26 protein-coding genes and 1 pseudogene are annotated in these 22,638 nt (G+C 71.9%); 16 read left to right on the top strand and 11 right to left on the bottom strand.

Going from position 1 to position 22,638, the window contains the following annotated elements:
* Window positions 1-45 precede the first annotated feature (45 nt).
* Both OG956_RS18880 and OG956_RS18875 read right to left on the bottom strand, forming a co-directional pair.
* Window positions 46-1,281, bottom strand: a complete 1,236-nt coding sequence (locus OG956_RS18880) for a GNAT family N-acetyltransferase (protein WP_330339139.1) — start codon at window positions 1,279-1,281, stop codon at window positions 46-48.
* 51 nt (window positions 1,282-1,332) lie between these two features.
* Window positions 1,333-1,986: an RsiG family protein gene (locus OG956_RS18875; protein WP_330339138.1), complete on the bottom strand. Its 654-nt coding sequence runs from the start codon at window positions 1,984-1,986 to the stop codon at window positions 1,333-1,335.
* Between the two features lie 160 nt (window positions 1,987-2,146).
* Between OG956_RS18875 and dtd the strand changes: the two genes are divergently transcribed.
* Window positions 2,147-2,572, top strand: coding sequence for a D-aminoacyl-tRNA deacylase (gene dtd, locus OG956_RS18870; RefSeq protein ID WP_330339137.1), 426 nt, complete (start codon window positions 2,147-2,149; stop codon window positions 2,570-2,572).
* A 52-nt stretch (window positions 2,573-2,624) separates the two neighbouring features.
* On the opposite strand, the gene ygfZ is transcribed toward dtd, so the two are convergent.
* From ygfZ to OG956_RS18855, 3 genes are read right to left on the bottom strand one after another with little or no spacing between them, the layout of a single operon-like run.
* Window positions 2,625-3,590 (bottom strand): CAF17-like 4Fe-4S cluster assembly/insertion protein YgfZ, encoded by a 966-nt coding sequence (gene ygfZ / locus OG956_RS18865; RefSeq protein WP_330339136.1) that lies wholly within the window; start codon window positions 3,588-3,590, stop codon window positions 2,625-2,627.
* A 9-nt stretch (window positions 3,591-3,599) separates the two neighbouring features.
* Complete coding sequence (locus OG956_RS18860; RefSeq protein ID WP_330339135.1) at window positions 3,600-4,037, bottom strand: Fur family transcriptional regulator; 438 nt, start codon at window positions 4,035-4,037, stop codon at window positions 3,600-3,602.
* Between the two features lie 33 nt (window positions 4,038-4,070).
* Window positions 4,071-4,646: an FABP family protein gene (locus OG956_RS18855; protein WP_330339134.1), complete on the bottom strand. Its 576-nt coding sequence runs from the start codon at window positions 4,644-4,646 to the stop codon at window positions 4,071-4,073.
* Between the two features lie 149 nt (window positions 4,647-4,795).
* On the opposite strand from OG956_RS18855, the pseudogene OG956_RS18850 reads away from it, so the two are divergent.
* A pseudogene (locus OG956_RS18850) lies at window positions 4,796-5,926 on the top strand (helix-turn-helix domain-containing protein); the annotation flags it as partial.
* Here the strand turns inward: OG956_RS18850 and OG956_RS18845 are convergent.
* Window positions 5,852-7,159, bottom strand: coding sequence for a benzoate/H(+) symporter BenE family transporter (locus tag OG956_RS18845; protein WP_330339133.1), 1,308 nt, complete (start codon window positions 7,157-7,159; stop codon window positions 5,852-5,854). The pseudogene OG956_RS18850 and the gene OG956_RS18845 overlap by 75 nt on opposite strands.
* 253 nt (window positions 7,160-7,412) lie before the next feature.
* Between OG956_RS18845 and OG956_RS18840 the strand changes: the two genes are divergently transcribed.
* The 4 genes from OG956_RS18840 (at window position 7,413) to OG956_RS18825 (ending at window position 10,521) form a co-directional block, all read left to right on the top strand.
* Window positions 7,413-8,435, top strand: coding sequence for a TauD/TfdA family dioxygenase (locus tag OG956_RS18840; RefSeq protein ID WP_330339132.1), 1,023 nt, complete (start codon window positions 7,413-7,415; stop codon window positions 8,433-8,435).
* On the top strand, window positions 8,428-9,204 hold the full coding sequence (locus OG956_RS18835; protein ID WP_443065575.1) for a sulfite exporter TauE/SafE family protein: 777 nt from the start codon (window positions 8,428-8,430) through the stop codon (window positions 9,202-9,204). Before OG956_RS18840 ends, OG956_RS18835 begins: the two co-directional genes overlap by 8 nt.
* A 1-nt stretch (window position 9,205) precedes the next feature.
* On the top strand, window positions 9,206-9,904 hold the full coding sequence (locus tag OG956_RS18830) for an aspartate/glutamate racemase family protein (protein WP_330339130.1): 699 nt from the start codon (window positions 9,206-9,208) through the stop codon (window positions 9,902-9,904).
* Window positions 9,905-10,158: 254 nt separating this feature from the next.
* Window positions 10,159-10,521, top strand: a complete 363-nt coding sequence (locus OG956_RS18825; protein ID WP_330339129.1) for a DsrE family protein — start codon at window positions 10,159-10,161, stop codon at window positions 10,519-10,521.
* Between the two features lie 4 nt (window positions 10,522-10,525).
* Here OG956_RS18825 and OG956_RS18820 read toward each other — a convergent pair whose 3' ends face one another.
* Window positions 10,526-10,789 (bottom strand): DUF3099 domain-containing protein, encoded by a 264-nt coding sequence (locus tag OG956_RS18820; protein ID WP_330339128.1) that lies wholly within the window; start codon window positions 10,787-10,789, stop codon window positions 10,526-10,528.
* Window positions 10,790-10,908: 119 nt separating this feature from the next.
* Between OG956_RS18820 and OG956_RS18815 the strand changes: the two genes are divergently transcribed.
* The 6 genes from OG956_RS18815 to OG956_RS18795 all read left to right on the top strand — a co-directional run bounded on the left by OG956_RS18815 (window position 10,909) and on the right by OG956_RS18795 (window position 15,639).
* Window positions 10,909-11,652, top strand: a complete 744-nt coding sequence (locus tag OG956_RS18815; RefSeq protein WP_330339127.1) for an LmeA family phospholipid-binding protein — start codon at window positions 10,909-10,911, stop codon at window positions 11,650-11,652.
* 197 nt (window positions 11,653-11,849) lie between these two features.
* Entirely contained in the window at window positions 11,850-11,930 is an 81-nt protein-coding gene (locus OG956_RS40245) for an Ms5788A family Cys-rich leader peptide (RefSeq protein WP_350751515.1), read from the top strand.
* 130 nt (window positions 11,931-12,060) lie between these two features.
* Window positions 12,061-12,906 (top strand): sulfurtransferase, encoded by an 846-nt coding sequence (locus tag OG956_RS18810; protein ID WP_330339126.1) that lies wholly within the window; start codon window positions 12,061-12,063, stop codon window positions 12,904-12,906.
* 57 nt (window positions 12,907-12,963) lie between these two features.
* Window positions 12,964-13,254, top strand: coding sequence for a DUF1416 domain-containing protein (locus OG956_RS18805; RefSeq protein ID WP_004000115.1), 291 nt, complete (start codon window positions 12,964-12,966; stop codon window positions 13,252-13,254).
* 398 nt (window positions 13,255-13,652) lie between these two features.
* Window positions 13,653-14,282 (top strand): hypothetical protein, encoded by a 630-nt coding sequence (locus tag OG956_RS18800; RefSeq protein ID WP_330339125.1) that lies wholly within the window; start codon window positions 13,653-13,655, stop codon window positions 14,280-14,282.
* A 709-nt stretch (window positions 14,283-14,991) separates the two neighbouring features.
* Window positions 14,992-15,639, top strand: a complete 648-nt coding sequence (locus OG956_RS18795; protein ID WP_330339124.1) for a hypothetical protein — start codon at window positions 14,992-14,994, stop codon at window positions 15,637-15,639.
* Between the two features lie 185 nt (window positions 15,640-15,824).
* Here OG956_RS18795 and OG956_RS18790 read toward each other — a convergent pair whose 3' ends face one another.
* Genes OG956_RS18790 through OG956_RS18780 form a run of 3 tightly spaced genes read right to left on the bottom strand, consistent with a single transcriptional unit; the run spans window position 15,825 to window position 18,121 of the window.
* A complete protein-coding gene (locus tag OG956_RS18790; protein ID WP_330339123.1) occupies window positions 15,825-16,955 on the bottom strand; it encodes a hypothetical protein in 1,131 nt (376 codons plus the stop codon).
* A 4-nt stretch (window positions 16,956-16,959) separates the two neighbouring features.
* Window positions 16,960-17,214, bottom strand: coding sequence for a MoaD/ThiS family protein (locus OG956_RS18785; protein WP_330339122.1), 255 nt, complete (start codon window positions 17,212-17,214; stop codon window positions 16,960-16,962).
* A 46-nt stretch (window positions 17,215-17,260) separates the two neighbouring features.
* Window positions 17,261-18,121: an alpha/beta hydrolase family protein gene (locus tag OG956_RS18780; RefSeq protein ID WP_330339121.1), complete on the bottom strand. Its 861-nt coding sequence runs from the start codon at window positions 18,119-18,121 to the stop codon at window positions 17,261-17,263.
* A 179-nt stretch (window positions 18,122-18,300) separates the two neighbouring features.
* Here OG956_RS18780 and OG956_RS18775 point away from each other — a divergent pair, with 179 nt between their 5' ends.
* Window positions 18,301-19,080 (top strand): response regulator transcription factor, encoded by a 780-nt coding sequence (locus OG956_RS18775; RefSeq protein ID WP_330339120.1) that lies wholly within the window; start codon window positions 18,301-18,303, stop codon window positions 19,078-19,080.
* 22 nt (window positions 19,081-19,102) lie between these two features.
* On the opposite strand, the gene OG956_RS18770 is transcribed toward OG956_RS18775, so the two are convergent.
* Entirely contained in the window at window positions 19,103-19,996 is an 894-nt protein-coding gene (locus tag OG956_RS18770; RefSeq protein ID WP_330335877.1) for an IS982 family transposase, read from the bottom strand.
* A 184-nt stretch (window positions 19,997-20,180) separates the two neighbouring features.
* On the opposite strand from OG956_RS18770, the gene OG956_RS18765 reads away from it, so the two are divergent.
* From OG956_RS18765 to OG956_RS18755, 3 genes are all read left to right on the top strand, one after another.
* Window positions 20,181-21,221: a LacI family DNA-binding transcriptional regulator gene (locus tag OG956_RS18765; RefSeq protein WP_330339119.1), complete on the top strand. Its 1,041-nt coding sequence runs from the start codon at window positions 20,181-20,183 to the stop codon at window positions 21,219-21,221.
* Window positions 21,222-21,379: 158 nt separating this feature from the next.
* Window positions 21,380-22,363 carry a S1C family serine protease gene (locus tag OG956_RS18760; protein WP_330339118.1) on the top strand — a complete coding sequence of 328 codons (984 nt, stop codon included), beginning with the start codon at window positions 21,380-21,382 and terminating at the stop codon, window positions 22,361-22,363.
* 28 nt (window positions 22,364-22,391) lie between these two features.
* The gene (locus tag OG956_RS18755) at window positions 22,392-22,637 is read left to right on the top strand and encodes a hypothetical protein (RefSeq protein ID WP_330339117.1); all 246 of its coding nucleotides are present in this window, start codon (window positions 22,392-22,394) and stop codon (window positions 22,635-22,637) included.
* Window position 22,638 lies beyond the last annotated feature (1 nt).

The following is a 22,638-nucleotide window of genomic DNA, read 5'->3' as shown; positions in this document are numbered from 1 at the left end:
GCTCGCTACGGATGCACAGTCAGCGCCCCCGGGAGAAGGGAGCTGTCAGAACAGGTCCGGGCACCAGGGTCGCCCGGGCGAGCGGAACAGGGCGTCGGCCTTCCGGGCGGCGCCCTCTCGTTCTTCCCGCACGCGGCCGAGCGCCGTGAGCCGCAGCGCCGACTCGCCGCCGAGCCACAGCGAGGCCAACTCACCGGCGCCCAGCGTGAGATCGGCGCTCTCACCGGTGGGCGCGCAGGAGGCGCCCTCCGGCGCGGCGTCCAGCCGGAACCGCCCCGCGGCCAGGCCGTCGCTGTCCACGACCTCCAGCACCAGCGTCTCCGCCACGTCGTACGTCCGCGCCTCGAGGGCGCGCACGACGTCCAGGACGCGCACCCACAACCAGTCCGCGTGGTCGGTGATCCGGGCCGCGCGCCGGTCGGGGAGGTAGTACGGCAGCAGGTCGTCGGGGCCGCGGGAGCCGCTCTTGACCTTCGTGATCCAGTCGATGGAGCACACGTAGAGCCACAGGGCGCGCTCGGCGGCCGGGGTGGTCGCGATCAGCTCCTGCACGGTGGCGGTCTGCTCCGGCTGCATGCCGTTCCACGTCTCGTCGGACCGGTACGTCACCAGGCCCTGGACCTCGCCGCCGGCCGCGCGGTGGACGGCGTGGAACGGCTCGGTCCAGTCGGCGTGCAGCCGGACGGCCCCGGTGTGGGCCTGCCACCACAGCTCGGTCCGGCTGACCGCGCCCGGCTGCGCCCTGCGGAACCGCTCGTGCAGTTCGGGGCCCAGCTTGCGCACCTCCTCGCCGTCCACGAGGTCGATACGGCCGCCGTCGCCGGGCCCGGACCAGCGCGGGTCGAGACCGGCCCGGGGCACCTCGACGGTCCACTCGCTCGTCCAGGTCGCCGGGCCGAAGCCGTACCGGCCGTAGATCGGGTACTCGGCGGCGATCAGCGTGGCGACCACGTCACCGCGCTCCTTCGCCGCCGCCAGGTCCCGGCTCATCATGCGGGTGAGCAGGCCGCGGCGGCGGTGGGTGGGGCTGACGGTGACACCGGAGATCGCGTCCGCGGGGACGGCCGCGCCGCCGACGGCGGTCACCTCCTGCGCGAAGGAGCGGAAGGTGGCCACGCACCGGCCGCCGTCGAACGCGCCGAGCAGCCGGCCTGGCACGAACTGGGCCCGCCGCGCCTCGAGTTGCTCGGCGGGCATCACGGGCGGCCGCAGGAAACCGGTGCTCAGGGCGCGCTGCCAGTCGTCGAACTCGGCCTCGGTGACGGTGCGGACGTCGGTCATGGGGCCACCGTAGGCGCGCCGCGCGCGCGTGTCGCTTCCTTTTCGCCCCGCTCACATCAGCAGGTCGTCCACCTGCGCCTCACCGTCCCGGTAGCGGCGGGCGATCTCCGCGCTGCACTCGTCGGTAGTGCGCTGCAGGCGGTGCCGGCGGCCGGAGACCTCCTGCTCGTAGCGGATCAGGCGCCCCATGGCCGCGGTCAGCTCCAGATCCGTGCGCGCCTGCAGATCGCTCAGCTCGACCTCGGCGAGCATCTCGGCGGCCAGCTGCCGGTACTCCTCGTTGTGCGGGGTGCCGAGCGTGACATGGCGGGCCGAGGAGCGGTGCCGGGCGGGGGCGTCCTTGAGGATCTCCGGGAGCCGGTCGACCATCGAACCGTCCGCGGGCGCCGGCACGGACGCCCGTCCGCGCCGGCACAGCTCCGCGCGCAGGATGTCGATCCGGCCCTGCAGCAGCCGCCGCACATAGCTCAGGTCGGCCTCGTCGCGCTGGGCGTCGCGGCGCAGGGTTCGCAGCTCGGGCAGGCTCAGCCGGGCCAGCTCCGGCTCGGGCCGCGCGGACGGCGCGAGGCCCGCCGGACGCACGGGGGCTGCCGGGTGCACGGGGTCCGCCGGATGCACGGGGCCCTCCGGCTCGTCGGCGCGCTGGACGGGCGGCCGGTACGTCCCCTGCGCCCCCAGCTGCCCGCTGGTACTCGGTGTGCTCATCGTGCGTGTGACCGTCCCCTCGACCGGCGTGTGACAGCATCGTGCCACCCCAACCGGCCCCTATGTGACCGAGTGCCCCCGAACAGCCCCAGATGGGGGGTAAGGGATCGATATTGGACCCCCTGTGACCGCCCACCGGGCACCCGGCATGATGGTCCGCATGCGTGCGGTGGTGCAGAGAGTGGACGGCGCGAGCGTCGTCGTGGACGGGGAGACGGTCGGCGCGATCGAGGGCGAGGGGCTGTGCGTCCTGGTCGGGGTGACCCACGAGGACACCAAGGAGAAGGCGGCGCAGCTCGCCCGCAAGCTCTGGTCGATCCGGATGCTGCACGACGAGCGGTCGTGCAGCGACGTCGACGCCCCGCTGCTGGTCGTCAGCCAGTTCACCCTGTACGGGGACGCCAGGAAGGGCCGCCGGCCCACGTGGAACGCGGCGGCCCCCGGAGACGTCGCCGAGCCCCTGGTCGACGAGGTGGTGTCCCAGCTCAGGGCGCTGGGCGCGACGGTGGCGACGGGCCGGTTCGGCGCGCAGATGAGGGTGTCCTTGACGAACGACGGGCCGTTCACGGTGCTGCTGGAGATCTAGCCGTGCTGCTGGAGATCCAGCCCGCCGGCCGCGCGCGTCCGCGGCCGTACGGCTACGGCTCGACCACGACCTCCTGCGCGGCCGCGGTCTCTCCGGCCAGGAGCCGCGCGTCGACCGGTACGTTGCGCTTGACCAGGGCCAACGCCACCGGCCCCAGCTCGTGGTGCCGTACCGACGTCGTCACGAAACCGATCTTGCGGCCGTCCGGGCCCTCGTCCGCGAGCCGGATCTCGGTGCCCGGCACCGGCAGGTGCACCTCGCTGCCGTCGAGGTGGAGGAAGACCAGCCGGCGCGGCGGCTTGCCCAGGTTCTGGACGCGGGCGACCGTCTCCTGGCCCCGGTAGCAGCCCTTGTGGAGGTGCACGGCGGTGCCGATCCAGCCCAGCTCGTGCGGGATCGTCCGGTGGTCGGTCTCGAAGCCGAGCCGGGGCCGGTGCTGCTCGACGCGCAGCGCCTCGTAGGCGAGCAGACCGGCGGCCGGCCCGTGCGCGGCGGCGAAGGACTCCAGGTCCTCGCGCGGCAGGAACAGATCACGGCCGTACGGCGTCTCGCGGACGACCACGCCCCGGGGCGCCTCGGCGATGGACCCGGCGGGCAGGTGGACGACCGCGAAGTCGGCCGTGCGGTCGGCGACCTCGACCCGGTAGAAGAACTTCATCGACTCCAGGTACGCGAGCAGCGCGTCCTGGGTGCCGGGCTCGACGTGCGCCCAGACGGTGCTGCCGTCGTCCACCAGGTACAGCGCGTGCTCGATGTGCCCGTGCGCGGAGAGGATCAGCGCCTCGGTGGCCTCACCGGCCGGCAGCTCGCTGACGTGCTGGGTGAGCAGGAGGTGCAGCCAGCTCAGCCGGTCCTCACCGCTGACGGTGACGACACCGCGGTGGGACAGGTCGACGAAACCGGCGCCGTCGGCGAGTGCGCGCTGCTCGCGGAACAGGTCGCCGTAGTGCGCGGCGACGCCTTCGTCCACGCCCTCGGCGGGGACGGCGCCGGGCAGGGACAGCAGGGGGCTCTTCATACCGCCAGCCTACGACGTGGTAGTTGAACTCTTCAGGGAACAGTCCTTGCAGCGGCCGAAGATCGCGAAGTGCTTCATGTCGGTGTCGAACCCGAACTGCTGCCGCAGCTTCGCGGTGAACTCGGCGGCCACGTCCACATCGGCCTCGATCACGTTCTCGCAGTCGCGGCACACCAGGTGCAGATGGTGGTGCCGGTCGGCGAGGTGATAGGTGGGCGCACCGTGCCCGAGGTGGGCGTGGCTGACCAGGCCCAGTTCCTCCAGCAGCTCCAGCGTCCGGTAGACGGTGGAGATGTTGACCCCCGACGCCGTCTTCTTCACTTCCGTGAGGATGTCGTCGGGGGTCGCGTGCTCGAGGGTGTCCACGGCTTCGAGGACAAGCTGCCGCTGCGGCGTCAGCCGATAGCCGCGCTGCCGGAGGTCGCTCTTCCAGTCGGTGCTCACCACACCGGAAAGTCTAGAGCTACGGGGCCGGAAGGCTCACTTGAAGAAGGCGATGCCGTCGTCCGGAAGGTCGTCCGGCAGGGCCTTGGCCCAGCGCTCGACGTCCTCGGGGGTGACGACCTTCTTCAGGTGGGCCGACATGTAGGGGCGGAGCTGGACCTCGGGGGTCTGCTTCTCGCCGACCCACATCAGGTCGCTCTTGACGTAGCCGTACAGGCGCTTGCCGCCGCTGTAGGCGCGCGAGCCGGGCGTGCGGGCCACGGCGTCCGTGACCAGGTCGATCTGCGGCTTCTTGTCGGCCATCTCGCCGTACCAGATCTCGATGACGCCGTCGTCGCGGGTCATCGTCACCTCGACCTTGCGGTCGGCGTCGATCCGCCAGAAGCCGGACTCCGACTCCAGCGGGCGCACCTTGTTGCCGTCCTTGTCCAGCACCCAGGTGTGCGAGTGGTACTCCAGGAAGTCACGGCCGTCGTGGGTGAAGCTGACCTCCTGACCGAAGTTGCACTTCTCGGAGCCGGGGAAGTCGTGCACGCCCGCGCCCGCCCAGTTGCCGAGCAGGAAGGCGAGCGGGACCAGGCTCTTGTGCAGGTCGGACGGGATCTCGATCATGAGTGGCGGGTTTCCTGGATCTTTGCCGGGTACGGGGTCAGCGCTGGCCCTGGTACAGCTTCTTCACGGTCAGGTACGCGAAGGCGAGCACGCCGACGCAGACCAGGACCAGCAGGGTTTCGAAGAAAGTCTCCACGGGTGCTCCTCGGATGAGCGGGCAGTACGCGATACGACAGGGCCGCCCCCAGCTTACGCGTCCCGGACCGGGCGCTCTCGGCCAGGTCAGCCGTCATCGGCCCCGGCGCGTGTCTCCCGTTTCGCGTAGGGTCTCGTGCCGTGTGACAAGGGCCGTCACTCCCCGGCGCGGGAGGGACGGCCCTTTCGCTGCCCCGGGGGGCAGTGCCGACGAGGGGGAACTTTTGACCAGCAGTACGGGGCTGGAGCACAAACTCGCGCAGCGTCTCTACGAGATCGCCGTCCAGGACGCCGCCTGGACACCGGCGGCCGTCTGCCGGCGGCTCGCCTGGAGCAGCGAGGAGTACACGGCGGCCATCCAGGTGCTGTCCGAACTCGGCCTGCTGGTGCGGACCACCGCCACGCCCAGCGGCTGGGCCTGCGTGTCGTCCGAATCGGCGCTTCATCACCTTCTCGCCGCCGACGCCCGCCGCGTCGCCGAGCTGATCGACCAGACCACCCGTACCCGCGAGGCGATGGTGCGGATGCTCACCGACTTCCACCCCATCCACGCCATGCGTCTGTCCGGCACCCAGGCCCAGCTGGTGGAGGGCACGACCAATATCGCGGCCGCCCTGGAGGACGCCGCGCAGCAGGCGTACGAAGAGGTGGTCTCGCTGCACCCGCGCGGGGTGCCCGAGCACATGGTGGAGGAGGGCCTCACGCGCGACCGGCGGGCACTGCGGCGCGGGGTCGCCATGCGCACCGTCCATCTCGCCTCGTCCGCCGCACTGCCCCATATGACCGGCTATCTGCGGGAGGTGCAGAAGGCGGGCGGTCAGGTGCGCACCGCCGTGACGCTGCCGCACCGGCTCATCGTCGTCGACCGGCACCTGGCGATCGTGCCCGCCACGGGCAGCGACGGGCAGCAGGCGGCCGTCGTCGTCTACGACCCCTCGCTGGTGGAGGTGTTCCGCAGCCAGTTCGAGCACGCGTGGGCGCAGGCCGCCGCGTTCGGCACGGGGGTGCGTGCCGTCAGGGACGAGCTTGCGGAGGGCCGGCCCGACCGGCGGCAGCAGGCGGTCCTGCGGTTACTCGCGGAGGGGCTGACCGACGAGGCGGTCGCCCGGCGGCTCGGCGTCTCCGCCCGCACCGTCCGCCGGATGGTCGGCGAGCTGACCTCGGCGCTCGGCGCCGCCAGCCGCTTCCAGGTCGCGGTCCTCGCCGAGCGCGCCGGCTGGCTGGTCCCGGCGGCTCCGGAGCAGGAGGTGCGCGACGACCCCGGCGAGGAGCCCCCAGAAGGGTGAGCCGATGCCGGCGACCGTCACTCCCGAGGCGGTCGCGAGGAAGGTGATCACCGAGGCGTCGCGGTGGCGTTCGTCGGCGACCGTACGGGCCAGACTTCCGCTGAGCGCACCGAGCAGCGCCACCCCGGCCAGCGTCGCCACGAGCGGCTTCGGCAATCCGGTGAACAGGGCGACCAGCGTCGAGCCGAAGCAGCCCACGACCAGGTAGCCGATGCCGCAGCTCACCCCGGCGACCCACCGCCTGCCCGGATCGCGGTGCGCCTCGGGTCCGGTGCAGATGGCGGCGGTGATGGCCGCCGGGTTGATGGCGTGCGAGCCGAAGGGCGCGAGCAGCGTCGACACCGCGCCGGTCGTCGCGCACACCAGGCGCTCGTCGGGCCGGTAGCCGTCCGCGCGCAGCACGGCCATCCCCGGCGCGTACTGGCCGGCGAGCGTGGCCACGAGCAGCGGCACGCCGATGCCGAGCAGGGCCCCGGCCGAGAAGTGCGGCGCCGTCAGGTGCGGCACGGCCAGGCCGGGCCCCGTCAGGTGCAGGGTGAGGCCGCCGTCGGCCGCGGCGACGGCGAGCCCGACCGCGAGCGCGCACATCACCGCGTAGGTCGGCCACAGGCGCTTGGCGAGCAGATAGCCGGCCACCATGCTGCCGGCCAGCAGCGGGGCCGAGCGCAGCGATGTGAAGATCGCCGTGCCGAACGAGAAGAGGATCCCGGCGAGCATCGCCGAGACGACGCCCTCCGGAATCCGGGCGAGAACCCGGGCGAACACCCCTGTCGCGGTCAGCGCCGTGGCCGCCACGCCCGCGCACAGGAAGGCGCCGACGGCCTCGGCGTAGGCGTGCTGTGCGAGGGCCGTGACCAGGATGGCGGCGCCCGGCGTCGAGAACGCCGTGATCACCGGGGTCCGGGTCCACCAGCTGAGTCCCACGCAGGTCAGGCCTGCGCCGATGGAGATCGCCCACACCCACGACGAACGCTGCGCCGCGCTCAGGCCGGCCTTGTCCGCGGCAGCCAGGACGAGGGCGAGCGGCCCCGCGTAGGACACCGCCATCGCCACCACGCCCGCGTTGACCGCCGAGAAGGACACCGACCGCATCGCTCGCACCGGCTCAGCCCCAGATGAAGGAGAACAAAGAGACTTCAGACATCGCGACACCTCCCCCGAAGCGTTTGCCGCGCCGCCCCACATGCTGCCGCACCGCACGCGCCGGGCGGCACGCCCGGGGGCGTCCGGTTCCGGCCGCGTCCCCTACCGGACAGGTCCTGGGTGTGACCGGTGCGGGTCATGGACGTTTCCGGACGGTCAACTTCCCTGGTCGCGACGGTTGTCGGGCCACAGGATCTCCGGCATGACGACTTACGCGGAACCCCGTGCCGAGCTCGCCGCGCTCACCCTGGAGCCGGCCGAGGCCGCCCTTCTCGACGAACTGCTGCGTGAGGTGACCCAGCTGCCGGGCCCCCTGGAACAGATGATCCAGACCGAGGTGTTCGCCTCGTTCGCCGAGCGTCTGCCGGGCCGGCTGCGCGCGGGCATCGAGTCCTTCCGTGACACGCCTCCGGACCACGGCCTGCTCGTGGTGCGCGGACTGCCCGTCGGCGACATCCCGGCGACCCCGGCGGCGTACGGCGCCAACGTCCTCGGCGAGCGGCACGCCTCGAGCCTGCTCGTCGCCCTGGTCGCGCACCCGCTGGGCGGACTGATCGGCTACGAGGACGAGAAGTCCGGGGCACTCGTGCACGACGTCTACCCGGTCGCCGGCGACGCGGCGAAGCCCCTGAACTCGGGCTCCACGCTCTTCGACTTCCACACCGAGAACGTCCACCACCCGGTACGCCCCTCCCACCTGGGCCTGCTGTGCCTGCGGCCCGACCACGACCGGCAGGCGGCCACCATGGTCGCCTCGGTCCGCGAGGCGGAGCCGCTGCTCACCGCCGCCGACCGGGAGCTGCTGCGCACCGACCGCTACCGCAGCCGCTTCCCGCTCTCCTTCACGCGGGGTCTCGCCGAGGACCAGCGGCCGGTGACCGAGCCGCACCCGGTCCTCATGGACGGCCCGGCCGACGCCCCCGGCACCCGGGTCCGGTTCAACATGCACAACACCTTCGGCACGGACCCCGAGGCGCAGGCCGCCCTGGAGCGGCTCAACCACGCCATGCACACGGTGCACCGCGCGGTGCGGGCCGAGCGGGGCGACCTGCTCCTGGTCGACAACCGGATCGTGGTGCACGGCCGCAGCGACTTCACACCGCGCTACGACGGCGACGACCGCTGGCTGCGCCGGTTCTACCCCTACCCCGGCGAGCTGCGCGCCGACGTCCTGGTACGGGCCGGCGGCCGGGTGCTCGGCAAGGACAGCTATGCCCGTGCATGACCTGACCCTGACCGCGGCGGCGCTGCTCTGCATCGCCGCCGCGTTCGCGGGCTGGGTGGACGCGGTGGTCGGCGGCGGCGGGCTCCTGCAGGTGCCCGCCCTGCTGATCGCCTTCCCGCACCTGGCCCCGGCGTACGCCCTGGGCACCAACAAGGCGGTCGGTGTCGTCGGCACCTCGGCGGCCGCGGTGACCTACGCCCGCAGGGCCCCCGTCGACGTCCGGCTCGCGGCCCGCCTCGGTTCCGTGGCGGCCCTCGCGGCGGTGGGCGGGGCGTTCTTCGCCGCCGACGTGAAGAGCGAGGTCCTGCGCCCCGTGATCATGGTGCTGCTGGTCGCCGTCGCCGCCTTCGTCGTCCTCAGACCGCAGTTCGGACAGCGGCCCGGCGCCGCGGTGACCCGGCAGCGGGTCCTGGCCGCCGTGGGACTCGTCGGCGCGGGCATCGGCTTCTACGACGGCCTGCTGGGCCCGGGCACCGGCACCTTCCTGGTGATCGGCCTGGTCGCGGTCCTGTCCATGGACATGGTCACGGCGTCGGCGACCGCCAAGGCCGTCAACGTGGGGACGAACCTGGGCGCCCTCGCGATGTTCGCGTACCAGGGCACGGTGCTGTGGGCCCTCGCTCCCTTCCTGGCGCTGTTCAACCTGGCGGGCGCCTCGGTGGGCGCCCGCATGGCGCTCAAACGCGGCAGCGGCTTCGTACGGGCCGTGCTGCTCGTCGTCGTGTTCGTGCTGGTCGGCAAACTCGCACTCGACCAATGGGGGACCTGAGATGACCATCGGAATCCTGGGCGGAATGGGCCCCTTGGCCACGGTCGACTTCTACCGGAAGGTGATCGACGCGACCCCGGCCGGTGCCGACCAGGATCACCTGCCGGTCGTGGTGTGGGCCGACCCCTCGGTCCCGGACCGCTCCGCGGCGCTCATCGGGGGCGGGCCCGACCCGACACCCTGGCTGGTCCGCGGTGCGCACCGGCTGGAGGCGATGGGGGCACGGGTCATCGCGACCCCCTGCAACACCGCGCACGCCTTCCTCGACCAGGTGCGGGCCAGTGTGCGCGCACCGATGCTCGACATGATCGCGGAGACGGCCGGTGAGATCCGTGCCCACCACCCGGAGGTGAGGTCGGTCGGGCTCCTGGCCACGACCGGCACGGTCCGCGCCGGGCTGTACCAACGCGTCCTGGAGGCGGCGGGGCTGCGGGTCGTGGTGCCGGGCGAACTCTCCCAGGGCGAGGCCGTGACGGGCGCCATCCGCCGGGTCAAGGCGGGCGACACCGGTCCCGCCGCGGTGTGCCTGGTCGAGCGCGCGGCCGAGGAGCTGGCGGCGCGGGGTGCGAACCTGCTGGTGGCGGGCTGCACGGAACTGCCTCTGCTCCTCGGTGAGCTGAGCGCCGGCCTCCCGGTCGTCGACCCCACGGCCGCACTGGCACGCGCGGCGGTACGGGAGGCCCTGGCGCCGGCCGCCTGACCCGGAGCCGGGCGCCCCTGACCGGCGCACACGACCGCACCCCGGGCGCCCGCGCCGATCAGCAGGGGCGCGGGCGGTTCCCTCGCTGTTCGGGCCGGCGGCGAAGGACGGGATGTCCGTCGGCGGTCCCGGCGCAGTGGCCCCCGTCCGCGTCGCCGTGGCCGCCGGCCGGCCGGCCCCCGTCAGCGGCCTGCTCGGCGCCGTCTGCGTGGCATGCTCATCGCGGCGGCCGGGCGCACGGCTACGCTGCCGGTATGACCAAGAAGCTCGTGATCAAGGTGACGGCCGGGGCAGACGCGCCCGAGCGCTGCTCGCAGGCGTTCACCGTGGCGGCGGTGGCCGTGGCCAGCGGGGTGGATGTCTCGCTCTGGCTGACCGGGGAGTCGTCCTGGTTCGCGCTGCCGGGGCGGGCCGCCGAGTTCGAGCTGCCGCACGCCGCCCCGCTGCCGGATCTGATCGAGTCCGTCCTGGCGGCCGGCCGCATCACGCTGTGCACCCAGTGCGCGGCCCGCCGGGAGATCACCGAGAAGGACGTCATCGAGGGCGTACGGATCGCGGGCGCGCAGGTCTTCGTGCAGGAGGCGCTGGCCGACGACACCCAGGCGCTCGTCTACTGACCGCTCAGGCACGCGGGGGCTTCTTGCCGTCCAGCTCGTCCCACCACTCGTCGGACTGGGGATCGCCGGAGGGGTCGTCCCACCAGCGGTCCTCCGGGCCCCGCCGGTTGGCGATCATCGCGGCGACCGGCGGGATGACCATGGCCACGACGCACATGCCGACGGCCGCCGGAACCGACCAGATCCGCACGACTCCCCAGGCCAGGACGAAGAGCCCGATGCAGATCCCCATCATGGCGAAGTAGATGTGACGCCGCCGCGCGTACATGAGTACAGGGTAGGCCGGGTCGTGCCTGTCACAACTGATCGACAATGGCCGCCCGGTCGGCGCCCGCAGGGTTACCGTGACGTAGCCGTAGACCGCTCTCGTCCCCGGGGGAACCCCACATGCGCGCCCTGCGAATCTTCCTGATCCTCGTCGTGATCCTGGGCGGGCTGTTCGTGATCGCGGACCGGGTGGCCGTGCACTTCGCGGAGGGTGAGGCCGCGGACAAGCTGAAGTCGTCGGAGAACCTGGCCTCGACGCCGGATGTGGACATCAAGGGGTTCCCGTTCCTCACCCAGGTCGCGGGCGGGTCGCTCGACGACGTCGAGGTCGGGATCAAGGACTACGAGGCCGCCACCGGCACCGCCGGCAAGACGATCCGGATCGACGATCTGCAGGCCGACATGAAGGGCGTCTCCTTCTCCGGCGACTACAGCTCCGCCACCGCGGCGAGCGCCACCGGCACCGCGACGATCTCCTACGCCGAGCTGCTGAGGACCGCGAAGTCCCAGCCGACCGAGGTGGCCCCGGGGCTCACGGCCAAGGTCGTGGGCCTCTCCGACGGCGGCAACGGCAAGATCAAGGTAGCGGTCCACGTGACGGGCAAGCTCCTGACCGTCCCGGTCGACCGGACGGTGTCCGTGCTCAGCTCCGTGACCGTGGCGAACAACAAGGTCGAGGTGCACGCCGACTCCCTGCCCAAGCTGGCCGCCCTCTCCCTCGCCGAGAGCCGCGTACGCAACATCACCGACTTCCAGCAGGTCATCGACCACCTCCCCGGCGGGATCAAGCTGGACTCGGTGCGGGCGGCCAAGGACGGCGTACAGGTCACCGTGAAGGGTTCCGACGTCCGGCTGGCGGGGTAGGACCAGAGCCGGTGGACGCACAGCGTCCGACTGGCGAGACGATCGGGTCCGTAGCGTAGATGCGCGGGCCTCCCGAGCACCCGGCGGCCGTACGACGGCTGTCGAGGCGCTCCTTGCATCCCGCCATTCGGACGATCGCGTCTCGGCATACGACACACCGGTGACACGCCCGCCCGGACGTCCCTACGATCGTCGGCATGAAGCGACAGGCGGATCTCACGAAGCGGCGGGCAGTGGACCTGTGCCGCGTTGCCGCCATGCTCTGTCGCCCCTTCTGAGCGAAAGTCCCCGACTTCCGCATCTCGGCCCTGCCCTGCTGGAAGGGCACCCGTGCGCCGCCCGGCCTTCTCGGGCGCGCCCCCTGTCTACTCGCACGCCCCGCCGCAACTGCCCCGGAGGAGAAAGAGCATGAGCCGCACCGACGTCCTGGTCGACGCCGACTGGCTGCAGGAGCACCTGGACGACCCGGCCATCGCCATCGTCGAGGTGGACGAGGACACGTCCGCCTACGACAAGAACCACATCAAGAACGCGATCCGCATCGACTGGACCAAGGACCTCCAGGACCCGGTCCGCCGCGACTTCATCGACCAGGAGGGCTTCGAGAAGCTCCTGTCGGAGAAGGGCATCGCCAACGACCACACGGTGGTCCTCTACGGCGGCAACAACAACTGGTTCGCCTCGTACGCCTACTGGTACTTCAAGCTCTACGGCCACGAGAACGTCAAGCTCCTCGACGGCGGCCGCAAGAAGTGGGAGCTGGACGCCCGCGAGCTGGTCCCCGGCGACGAGGTCCCGGAGCGCCCGAAGACCGAGTACAAGGCCAAGCCGCAGGACACCTCGATCCGCGCCTTCCGTGACGACGTGGTCAAGGCCATCGGCTCGCAGAACCTGGTCGACGTGCGCTCGCCCGACGAGTTCTCCGGCAAGCTGCTGGCCCCGGCCCACCTGCCGCAGGAGCAGTCGCAGCGCCCGGGCCACGTCCCGACCGCGAAGAACATCCCGTGGTCGAAGAACGCCAACGACGACGGCACCTTCAAGTCGGACGAGGAGCTCAAGGCCCTCTACGCCGAGGAGAACGTGGACCTCGCCAAGGACACGATCGCCTACTGCCGCATCGGCGAGCGCTCGGCCCTGACCTGGTTCGTGCTGCACGAGCTGCTCGGCGTCGAGAACGTCAAGAACTACGACGGCTCCTGGACCGAGTACGGCTCCCTCGTCGGCGTGCCGATCGAGCTCGGCTCCGGCAAGTAAGGCAACAGGTACCCCATCCCGACCGACCTCCCGGTCCAACCCCTTTCGGAGAACAGCATGTGCGGAGCGAAGGCCGGCGGCCCGGACGCCTCGACGATCAAGCCCGGTGAGACCACGATCCAGGGTCAGGTGACCCGCGACGGCGAGCCGGTGACGGGCTACGTCCGGCTGCTCGACTCGACCGGCGAGTTCACGGCCGAGGTGCCGACCTCGGCGACCGGCCAGTTCCGGTTCTACGCGGCCGAGGGCACGTGGACCGTGCGTGCCCTGGTGCCGGGCGCGACGGCGGACCGTACGGTCGTCGTGGCGGAGAAGGGCGCGCTGGCCGAGGTCGCCATCGCGGTCTGATTGGTCCCGCGCGCAGCAGCGGCACAGTGACGGTCGAAGGGCCGCACCCCTGGGTTGGACGCCGGTGGGGTGCGGCCCTTCGGCATGCCGGCCCATGCCTCGCCGGCCGCCCTTAGCGCGTCTTGGCTCCGTGCGCCAGCATCGACACACTCTCTCGCGGAGTAGCAATTTGTCATAAGATCATCCAAAGGGTCTAGTGATGCGTCAATTGCCCTTTGTGGTTGCCGAGTTGACGGCCCCCCGGTGATCGAGATGTGGGGCGCATAAGCAACAAATCCCTCAATCGGCCTACGAAAACCCAGTCTCACGACTTTCCCGACATGACAGCCGTGGAGATCGCCGAATACGTTCCAAACGACCGGCCAACGTGTCGGTGTCTCAGAGACTGGAGAAGCACCATGAAGATCTCTCGTTCCACCGCCCTGACGGCCGCCGCGGCGGCAGCCGCGGCTCTGGCCGCGACGGGCGTCACCTACGCGTCGGCCGCCTCGGCGCCGGAGGCGGCCCCCGCCGCTCCGGCCGCCGTGGCTCCCGCGCCCGAGGCGGCTCCTGCCGCGCCGATGGGCGGTGCCGGCACGGGCAACAACAACGACAACTACAACAACGGCAAGGGCAACGAGGGCCACGAGGGCCGCGGCGGCGGCCACGAGGGATGGCGCCCCCACTTCGAGGGCCGGATCCAGATCAACGAGCGGTCCTACTCGGCCCACCCGGGCGACTGCATCACCGTGGTCAGCGGGCTCGGCGCCCGGACGCTGAACATCCGCAACGACAGCCACCGGGTCGTCGAGGTGTTCCGCGGGGCGGTCTGCGACAACGGCGCTCCCGTCGCGGTCGTCGGTCCCCACAGCCAGAGCGACGGCGTGCGCGTCCGCTGCACGCCGGGCGTCCGCGTCAGGAACGGCGTCATCGGCAGCTTCCGCGTGGTCGGTGGCCACGGCGGCTGGGGTGGCGGCGGCTGGGGCGGCGGCGACGGCGGCTGGGGCGGCGGCGACGGCGGCTGGGGTGGCGGCGACGACGGGAAGTAACCCTCAGCCCCTTGCGACAACAGTGGAGCCCCGGCCCGCCGGAATAGGGCCGGGGCTCCGGCATGTCCACCGCCGGGCGCAAGGAGCGTCGCCGGACAGGAGGGTGACGCCATGACAGTTCGCCGGCGGCGGGTCCGCGGCCGAGGGCGCGTGAACCGCGCCCTCGGCCCCTTTCGCGTGCCGGTACGGGACTGCCGGGCCGGGGCGGCGGTTCGCGGCGGAGAAGAGCGCACAGGCCCGGCTCAGGCCTTCCTCGCGGCCGACTCGAAGAGCCGCCCAGGAGCCTGCCCAGCAGCCGCCGAGCAGTCGTCCGTCAGCCGCCCAGGACCGTCCAGGACCGTCGAAGGGCCGTACCCCCGGGGCCGGAAGCCCACGGAATACGGCCCTTCGACATTGCCGGATCCACGCCTCGCCGGCCGTTCCTAGCGCGACTCGCCCCGTTGCGGCGGCAACGACACGCTTGCCGCGAGAGTGGCCATTAGTCATAAGATCATCCAAAAGGGCTAGTGCTCCCCAACTCCCTTGTTTCTTGGGTGATTTGACACGACGCCAGCGGGCGATGAACGGCGACCAATCGCAGAATAACGCCCGATTGGCGCACAAAAAACAGATCTCATGACATTTCACGCGTGACAGCGGCGGCGTTCGGTCAATACGTTCCTCACGACCGGCCGACGAGTCGGCGAGTCTCAGAGACTGGAGAAGCACCATGAAGATCTCTCGTTCCACCGCTGTCACCGCCGCTGCGGCGGCTGCCGCGGCTCTGGCCGCGACCGGTGTCACCTACGCTGCGGCCGCGTCCGCGCCCGAGGCGGCCCCGGCCGCTGCTCCGGCCGCTGTCGCCTCCGCGCCTCTCGACGGCGGTGCCAGCAACAACGGGAACAACAACAACGGCAACAACAACGGCAAGGGCAACGAGGGCCACGGGGGCCGGGGCGGCGGCCACGAGGGATGGCGCCCCCACTTCGAGGGCCGGATCGAGATCAACGAGCGGTCCTACTCGGCCCGTCCCGGTGACTGCATCACCGTGGTCAGCGGCCTCGGCGCCCGGACGCTGAACATCCGCAACGACAGCCACCAGACCGTCGAGGTGTTCCGCGGGGCGGTCTGCGACAACGGCGCTCCCGTGGCGACCGTCGGCCCGCACAGCCAGAGCGACGGCGTGCGCATCCGGCAGATCCGCGACCTGAAGGTCAAGGACGGCGTGGTCGGCAGCTTCCGCGTGGTCTGCGACCACGGCTGGGGCGGCTGGGGCGGCTGGGGCGGCGGCCGTGACGGCGGCTGGGGCGGCGACGGCGGCTGGGGCGGCGACGGCGGCTGGGGCGGCGACGGCGGCCGGGGCGGCGACTGGGACTGATCACAGCCCGCTGTATGACAAGGATCCCCGGCCCGCCGGAATCGGGCCGGGGATCCGGCTTGTTTCATTGTCGGGTAAAGACACGCCCGGCGCGCGTCCGGCGGACCCGGGCGCACCGGGGCCACCGTACTCGCCCGGCCTTCCGCCACCCGCCGACCGGGTGAACCCGGCCGCGGACGGCGGCGCTAACCGAGCGCCCGTCCCAGCACCCATACCACCGGGGCCGCCGCCGACAGCGGCAGCGCCACGCCGGCCGTGAAGTGCACGAAGCGGGACGGGTAGTCGTAGCTCGCCACCCGGTGGCCGATCAGGGCGCAGACGCCGGCCGCCGCACCCAGCAGCGCACCCTTCGCGCCCAGCCCTGTCATCCCCCCGGCCGCGATCCCCGCGCCGGCCGCCGCGAGCAGCGACACCCCGACGGACGCGGAGGTCGGCAGGGGCAGGGCCCGGGCCAGGACCGCCACCGCCACCGCCGCCGCGCCCACGGACACCGCGTGCGCGCCGGCGCCCAGATACCCGGTGGCCAGGACCGACAGCGCCGCCGAGACGACCGTCGCCATCAGGCCGTACATCCGCTCGTCCGGCGAGGCGTGCGAGCGCAGTTGCAGGACCAGGGACAGCAGGACCCAGATGCCGAGCGGCCCGAGGATGGCCGCGGGGGCGTGGTCGCGGCCGGCGGCCAGGACCGCGGCGTCGGCGGTCAGCCCGCCGAGGAACGCCAGCGCGATGCCCTGCCGGGCCGGCCACATGCCGTTCAGCCGGAACCAGCCCGCCGCGGTCACGCCCTGGAGCACGACGAGCGGCACGAGGAGCGCGTACGACGCGACGGGCGCCGTCACGGCGAGCAGCAGGCCCAGCGCCGCGGTCAGCAGCGCCGGCTGCATGCCGGGCTCGATGATCGGCGACCGGCCCTCCAGCCGGGCCCGCTGGGCATCGGTGATCCGGGAGTTCCCGGCGAGCGTGGCGGGGCCGTAGGCAGGTTCGGGCTCCGCCACGGCCTGCGGTGCGGGTGCGGGCTGCCCCTCCGGTCCGGCCGGCGTCGCGTACTGCTGCTGGTGCTGCCCCTCGTACGGCTGCTGCTGCACCGCCGACAGGTACGCCGTCTCCGCCGGCACCGGCGTCTGCACCGGCGCGTGCGTCTGCGTCTCCCAGGTCCGGCCCTGCCACTGCTGGGTGTGCTGGGGGTCGTAGGACTGCTGCTGGTGCTCGTACCCGGGCCACTGCGGCTGCTGCGGGTACTGCTGCCGGTGCGGGTCGTAGCCCTCGTACGGGCCGCCCTGGTACGGCTGGCCGCCCTGATACGGCTGGTCGCTCATCGCCTCATCCTCCTGCGAACGGCGGGAGCACCTCGACCGTGCCGCCCTCGGCCAGCCGTACCGTCTCATGCGCGCGGGTCCCGACGGGGTCTGAGTCGACGAGGAAGGAGCAGCGCTGCAGCACGCGCGTGAGTTCACCGGGGTGTCGCGCGCGCACGGCGGCCAGCACGTCGGCGAGCGTGTCCGCCTCGTACGGCTCCTCGGCGACCTCGGCCGCGGCCTTCGCGGCGGCCCAGTAGCGCACCGTGACCTTGGGCATCTCGTTCCTCGATCGACAGCAAGAATGAAATAAGAGTGCTGTCAGGCTAGCCCGCCTTGACCGCCGCCCATTCCCCGATCCGGCTCAGCAGGCCGTCGTCCGCCGCGTTCTCGGCGTGTCCCATGCCCGCCTCCACCCAGAGTTCGCCGTGGTCACCGGCCGCCTCGGCGAGCATCCGGGGGTGGTCGAGGGGGAAGTAGCCGTCCCGGTCGCCGTGCACGATCAGCAGCGGGGTGGGGGCGATCCGCGGCACCGCCTCGGCCGGGGACAGCGGCACCGGGTCCCAGTCCCGGTGGTGGATGCGGGTGCGCAGGCCGTAGCGGCCGACCAGGCGGCCCGCGGGGCGGGTGACCAGCCAGTGCAGCCGTCGCATGGGGGCCGTGCCCCGGTAGTACCAGCGGGCCGGGGCGCTGACCGAGACCACCGCGTCCACCGTGCCGGGGTGCAGGGCCGCGTGCCTGAGGACCACCGAGCCGCCCAAGGAGAAGCCGACGGTCGCCACGCGCGCGTGCCCGAGGCCGCGCGCCCACTCCACCGCTGCGGCGAGGTCCAGGACCTCCTTGTCGCCGACCGTGGACCGGCCGCCGGAGCGCCCGTGTCCGCGGAAGGAGAAGGTGACGACGGCGCCGTGGGCGCGCAGCACGCCCGCCACCCGTCGCACATGCGGCCGGTCCACGTCCCCGGTGAACCCGTGGGCGACGACGAACACCAGGTCACGGGCGGGGGAACGGCCGGCGTCCGGAGGGTTTTCGGCGCTTTCGTACACGACGGCGCCCGGATCGTATACGGAATCGATCGAAACCCCGTCGGCGCTGCACAGGAACGTCCGGATAGGGCCCTGTCTGCCTGTCTCGTCATGCGGACGAACGGTGGAACGTGCCACATGACCTGCCGGACCGTTGCTCATGTGGGCTATTCTGCTGGGCAGAGGACTCGGGCAGCGCAGCCCCCGGGTCCTTTTGTGCTTTCGGAAGCGTTGTATACGAAGCGGGAAACCTCGGGTGACCGCGGGTGTACGGGGCCTTCGGGATCGCAGAGCAGTACCCGTCCGCACTGCCTCGCAGGGACCGAGGAGGAACCAGACGTATGAGTTCTCTGCTGCTCCTGACCAACGCCCTCCAGCCGTCGACGGAGGTGCTGCCCGCCCTCGGCCTGCTCCTGCACAACGTGCGGGTGGCCCCGGCGGAGGGCCCCGCCCTCGTCGACACCCCGGGCGCCGACGTGATCCTCGTCGACGGCCGCCGCGATCTGCCCCAGGTGCGCAGCCTGTGCCAGCTGCTGCGGTCCACCGGCCCCGGCTGTCCGCTGATCCTGGTCGTCACCGAGGGCGGCCTCGCAGCCGTGACCGCCGACTGGGGCATCGACGACGTGCTCCTCGACACCGCCGGACCGGCGGAGGTGGAGGCCCGGCTGCGGCTGGCCATGGGCCGCCAGCAGCTCGTCAGCGACGACTCGCCGATGGAGATCCGCAACGGCGACCTCTCCGTGGACGAGGCGACCTACAGCGCCAAGCTCAAGGGCCGGGTCCTGGACCTGACCTTCAAGGAGTTCGAGCTGCTCAAGTACCTCGCCCAGCACCCGGGCCGGGTCTTCACCCGCGCCCAGCTGCTGCAGGAGGTGTGGGGCTACGACTACTTCGGCGGCACCCGGACGGTCGACGTGCACGTACGGCGGCTGCGCGCCAAACTCGGCCCGGAGCACGAGTCGCTGATCGGCACGGTCCGGAACGTCGGTTATCGATTCGTTACGCCGGAGAAGCCGGACCGGTCCGGCGAGGACGCCAAGGCCAGGGCGGACCGTGCGAAGCAGGAGAACCCGGACACTTCCGTCGCCCGTGACGACGCCGAGGTCCACGCGGAGGCCTAGACGAGTAAGTCCGAAGGGTTGGTCAGTGGTCGTAGGCGATCAGTGAGCGTGTGATGGCTCGGCCTGTGTTGCGGTTGTGCCAGATCGCGGTCGTCATGGCGAGGATCCGTTGTCCGACACGGGCGAGAACGCCGGCGGGGGTTCTCGCGCCGTGACGCTCGAGGTCGAGCTGGCCCTTGAGGGTGTCGTTCACCGACTCGATGAGCTGTCGGATGGGCTTGAGAAGGTGTTCGCCGGGCCGGGGGGTGATGTTGCGGTAGGTCGGCCGCAGCAGGGTCAGGCCGTGCTCGGCCATGAAGGCGTCGAGGTGCCTGGATACGTAGCCCTTGTCGCCGACGATGGTCTGTCCGGGGTGGGTGGCCAGTAGGTCCTGGTCGCCGGTGAGCATGTCGGCCAGCACCTCGCGTTCGTCAACTTTGGGGTTGGCCAGGGCCCAGGCGATCGGGAGGCCGCCGGGGGTGCACACAAGGTGAAGACGCAGGCCCCAGAAGAACCGGGAGTGCGAGGGGCAGTAGCCGTAGCCGGCCCAGCCGGCCAGGTCGGAGCGCTTCGCGGTGGGCCGTGAGCGGGCGCACTCCACGGGGGTGGAGTCCACGATCCACACGTCGTCGTGCCAAAGGTCGCTGTCCCGGGCCAGGGTGCGGATGAACCTGCTGATCAGCGTGTTCGCGGCCCGCAGGCGTTTGTTGTACCCGGACTGCCCGGGCAGGTAGGGGAACTCGGCCGCCAGATGGACGCGGGCGAACCGCAGCCAGCGGGCTTCGGAGACGAACCCGAGCAGGGCCTGCATCACCGCCAGCGTCAACAACTCGGCATCGCTCAGGCTCGGCGGGCGGCCCCATCGACGCGATCCTGCCAGAGAGTCATCGATCTTCACGTACAGTGCAGTCGCGAGGGTTTCGAGGTCTGTCGTCACAAACGGACCAACGAGACCCTCGCTTCATGCACTCGGCCCCTTCGGACTTACTCGTCTAGTTCCCCGGGATTTCCGCGGATTTCCCGGACCAGGCATGGACATCCCCCGGGCGGGGCATTGCTCACGCACATCCAAGCAGTGATACGCCCTGCCCGGACCGGGTCAATCCGCGTAGACTCCGCGCGTGGCCAAGGTGACTCGCGATGACGTGGCACGGCTGGCTGGAACCTCCACCGCCGTCGTCAGTTATGTCATCAACAACGGACCCCGGCCGGTCGCCCCGGCCACGCGCGAGCGTGTCCTCGCCGCGATCAAGGAACTGGGGTACCGCCCCGACCGGGTCGCCCAGGCGATGGCCTCCCGGCGCACCGACCTGATAGGCCTGATCATCCCGGACGCCCGCCAGCCCTTCTTCGGGGAGATGGCGCACGCGGTCGAGCAGGCCGCCTCCGAGCGCGGCAAGATGGTCCTGGTCGGCAACACCGACTACATCGGCGAACGCGAGGTCCACTACCTGCGCGCCTTCCTCGGCATGCGCGTCTCCGGGCTGATCCTCGTCTCCCACGCGCTGAACGACCTCGCCGCCGCCGAGATCGACGCCTGGGACGCCCGGGTGGTGCTGCTGCACGAGCGCCCCGAGGCCATCGACGACGTCGCCGTGGTCACGGACGACCTCGGCGGCGCCCAGCTCGCCGTACGCCACCTGCTGGAGCACGGCTACGACTACGTCGCCTGCATGGGCGGCACCGCCGAGACCCCGGCCGTCGGCGACCCGGTCTCCGACCACGTCGAGGGCTGGAAGCGGGCCATGGCGGAGGCGGGCCTGCCCACCGAGGGCCGGCTGTTCGAGGCGCCGTACAACCGCTACGACGCCTACCGGGTCGCCCTGGACATCCTCTCCGGCCCCAAGCGGCCGCCGGCGATCTTCTGCTCCACCGACGACCAGGCGATCGGCCTGCTGCGGGCCGCCCGCGAGCTGCGCATCGACGTGCCCGGCGAGCTGGCGGTGGCCGGCTTCGACGACATCAAGGAGGCGGCGCTGGCCGACCCGCCGCTGACCACGGTCGCCTCCGACCGCTCGGCGATGGCCCGGGCCGCGGTCGACCTGGTGCTGGACGACGGGCTGCGGGTGGCCGGCTCGCGGCGGGAGCGGCTGAAGACCTTCCCGTCCCGGCTCGTGGTGCGCACGAGCTGCGGCTGCGCGCACGGGCCGGCCGCGCCCTGAGCAGGCTGTGACCGGGCTGTGACCAGGCGTTATGAACGCCGGGTGAGAGCCCGGCCCAGGACGCCGGGCAGCGCCTTCATATCGGGCGAACGAGCTTCTGCCGGGCTTCTCAGCGGGCACTCAGGAAGCTCTCATGGTCGCGGGGGACTCTTATGGGCATGACCGAGAGCCAGGGTGGATACCCCCAGCAGCCCAGCTACTCCGCTCCCGTGAACCCGGAGTGGCCGCCCCCGCCGCCGTACGAGCCGGCCGCGGAGCCCGCCCCGCACGAGAAGCGGCGGAACCGGGGCCCCGTCGCCCTCCTCGCCGCCGTCGCGATCGTCGCGGCCGCGGTCGGCGGCGCCACGGCGTACGGCTTCCAGGAGCTGACCGGCAAGGACACGGTCGCCTCCGCGGGCACGGCCGCCAACGCGGTGCCGTCGAGCAAGCGCGGGAACGTCGCCGCGATCGCCGCGGCCGTCAGCCCCAGCGTGGTCGAGATCAACGCGGCCCTCGGCAACGGCTCCTCCACCGGCTCCGGCGTGATCATCACGTCGAACGGCGAGATCGTCACCAACAACCACGTCGTCTCCGGCGCGCAGTCGATCAAGGTGCGCACCAGCGACGGCAAGAGCTACACCGCCGACGTCGTCGGCACCGACAGCTCCAAGGACCTGGCGCTGATCAAGCTGCGCGGCGCCTCGGGCCTGAAGCCCGCGTCGCTGGGCGACTCCTCGAGCGTGCAGGTCGGTGACTCGGTCGTCGCGATCGGCTCCCCCGAGGGCCTGACCGGCACCGTCACCAGCGGCATCGTCTCCGCCCTCGACCGGGACGTGACCGTCTCCACGGACGAGAACCAGGACCAGGGCGGCGACGGCCAGTGGCCGTTCCAGTTCGGCGGCCGCCAGTTCAACGGCGACACCGGCTCCTCCACGACGACCTACAAGGCCATACAGACCGACGCCTCGCTGAACCCCGGCAACTCCGGCGGCGCGCTGATCGACGCGAGCGGCAACGTCATCGGGATCAACTCCGCGATGTACTCCTCCAGCCGGCAGTCCTCGTCGTCCTCGGACGCCGGCAGCATCGGCCTCGGCTTCGCCATCCCCGTCAACACCGTCAAGTCCGACCTGGCCAAGCTGCGGGCCGGCAACAGCAGCTAACCCACGCACGGTCAGCAGGGAGAACGTCATGATCACCAAGGTTTCGCACCAGATCGCCGACCACGGTCCCGCCGACGTCGTCCTCGCCCTCGCGGTCGCCCTCCACCTGAACGCCACCGTCCCGGCGCCGCGCAAGCCCGAGCCGGTGCGGCGCGCGCCCGAGGTGACCGCCACGCCGGTGCCCGAGCTGATGGGCCTGCGCACCGCCCCCGTGCGCACCCACCGCCGCAAGGTGCCGCTGCTCCGCCTGACCGCGGTCCCGGCCTTCGCCTGAC

Origin of the sequence: Streptomyces sp. NBC_00557 (genome assembly GCF_036345995.1) — a bacterium.
Lineage (GTDB): Bacteria > Actinomycetota > Actinomycetes > Streptomycetales > Streptomycetaceae > Streptomyces.
The sequence above is the reverse complement of the archived record's forward strand: the minus strand, read 5'-3'. Positions and strand labels throughout refer to the sequence as shown.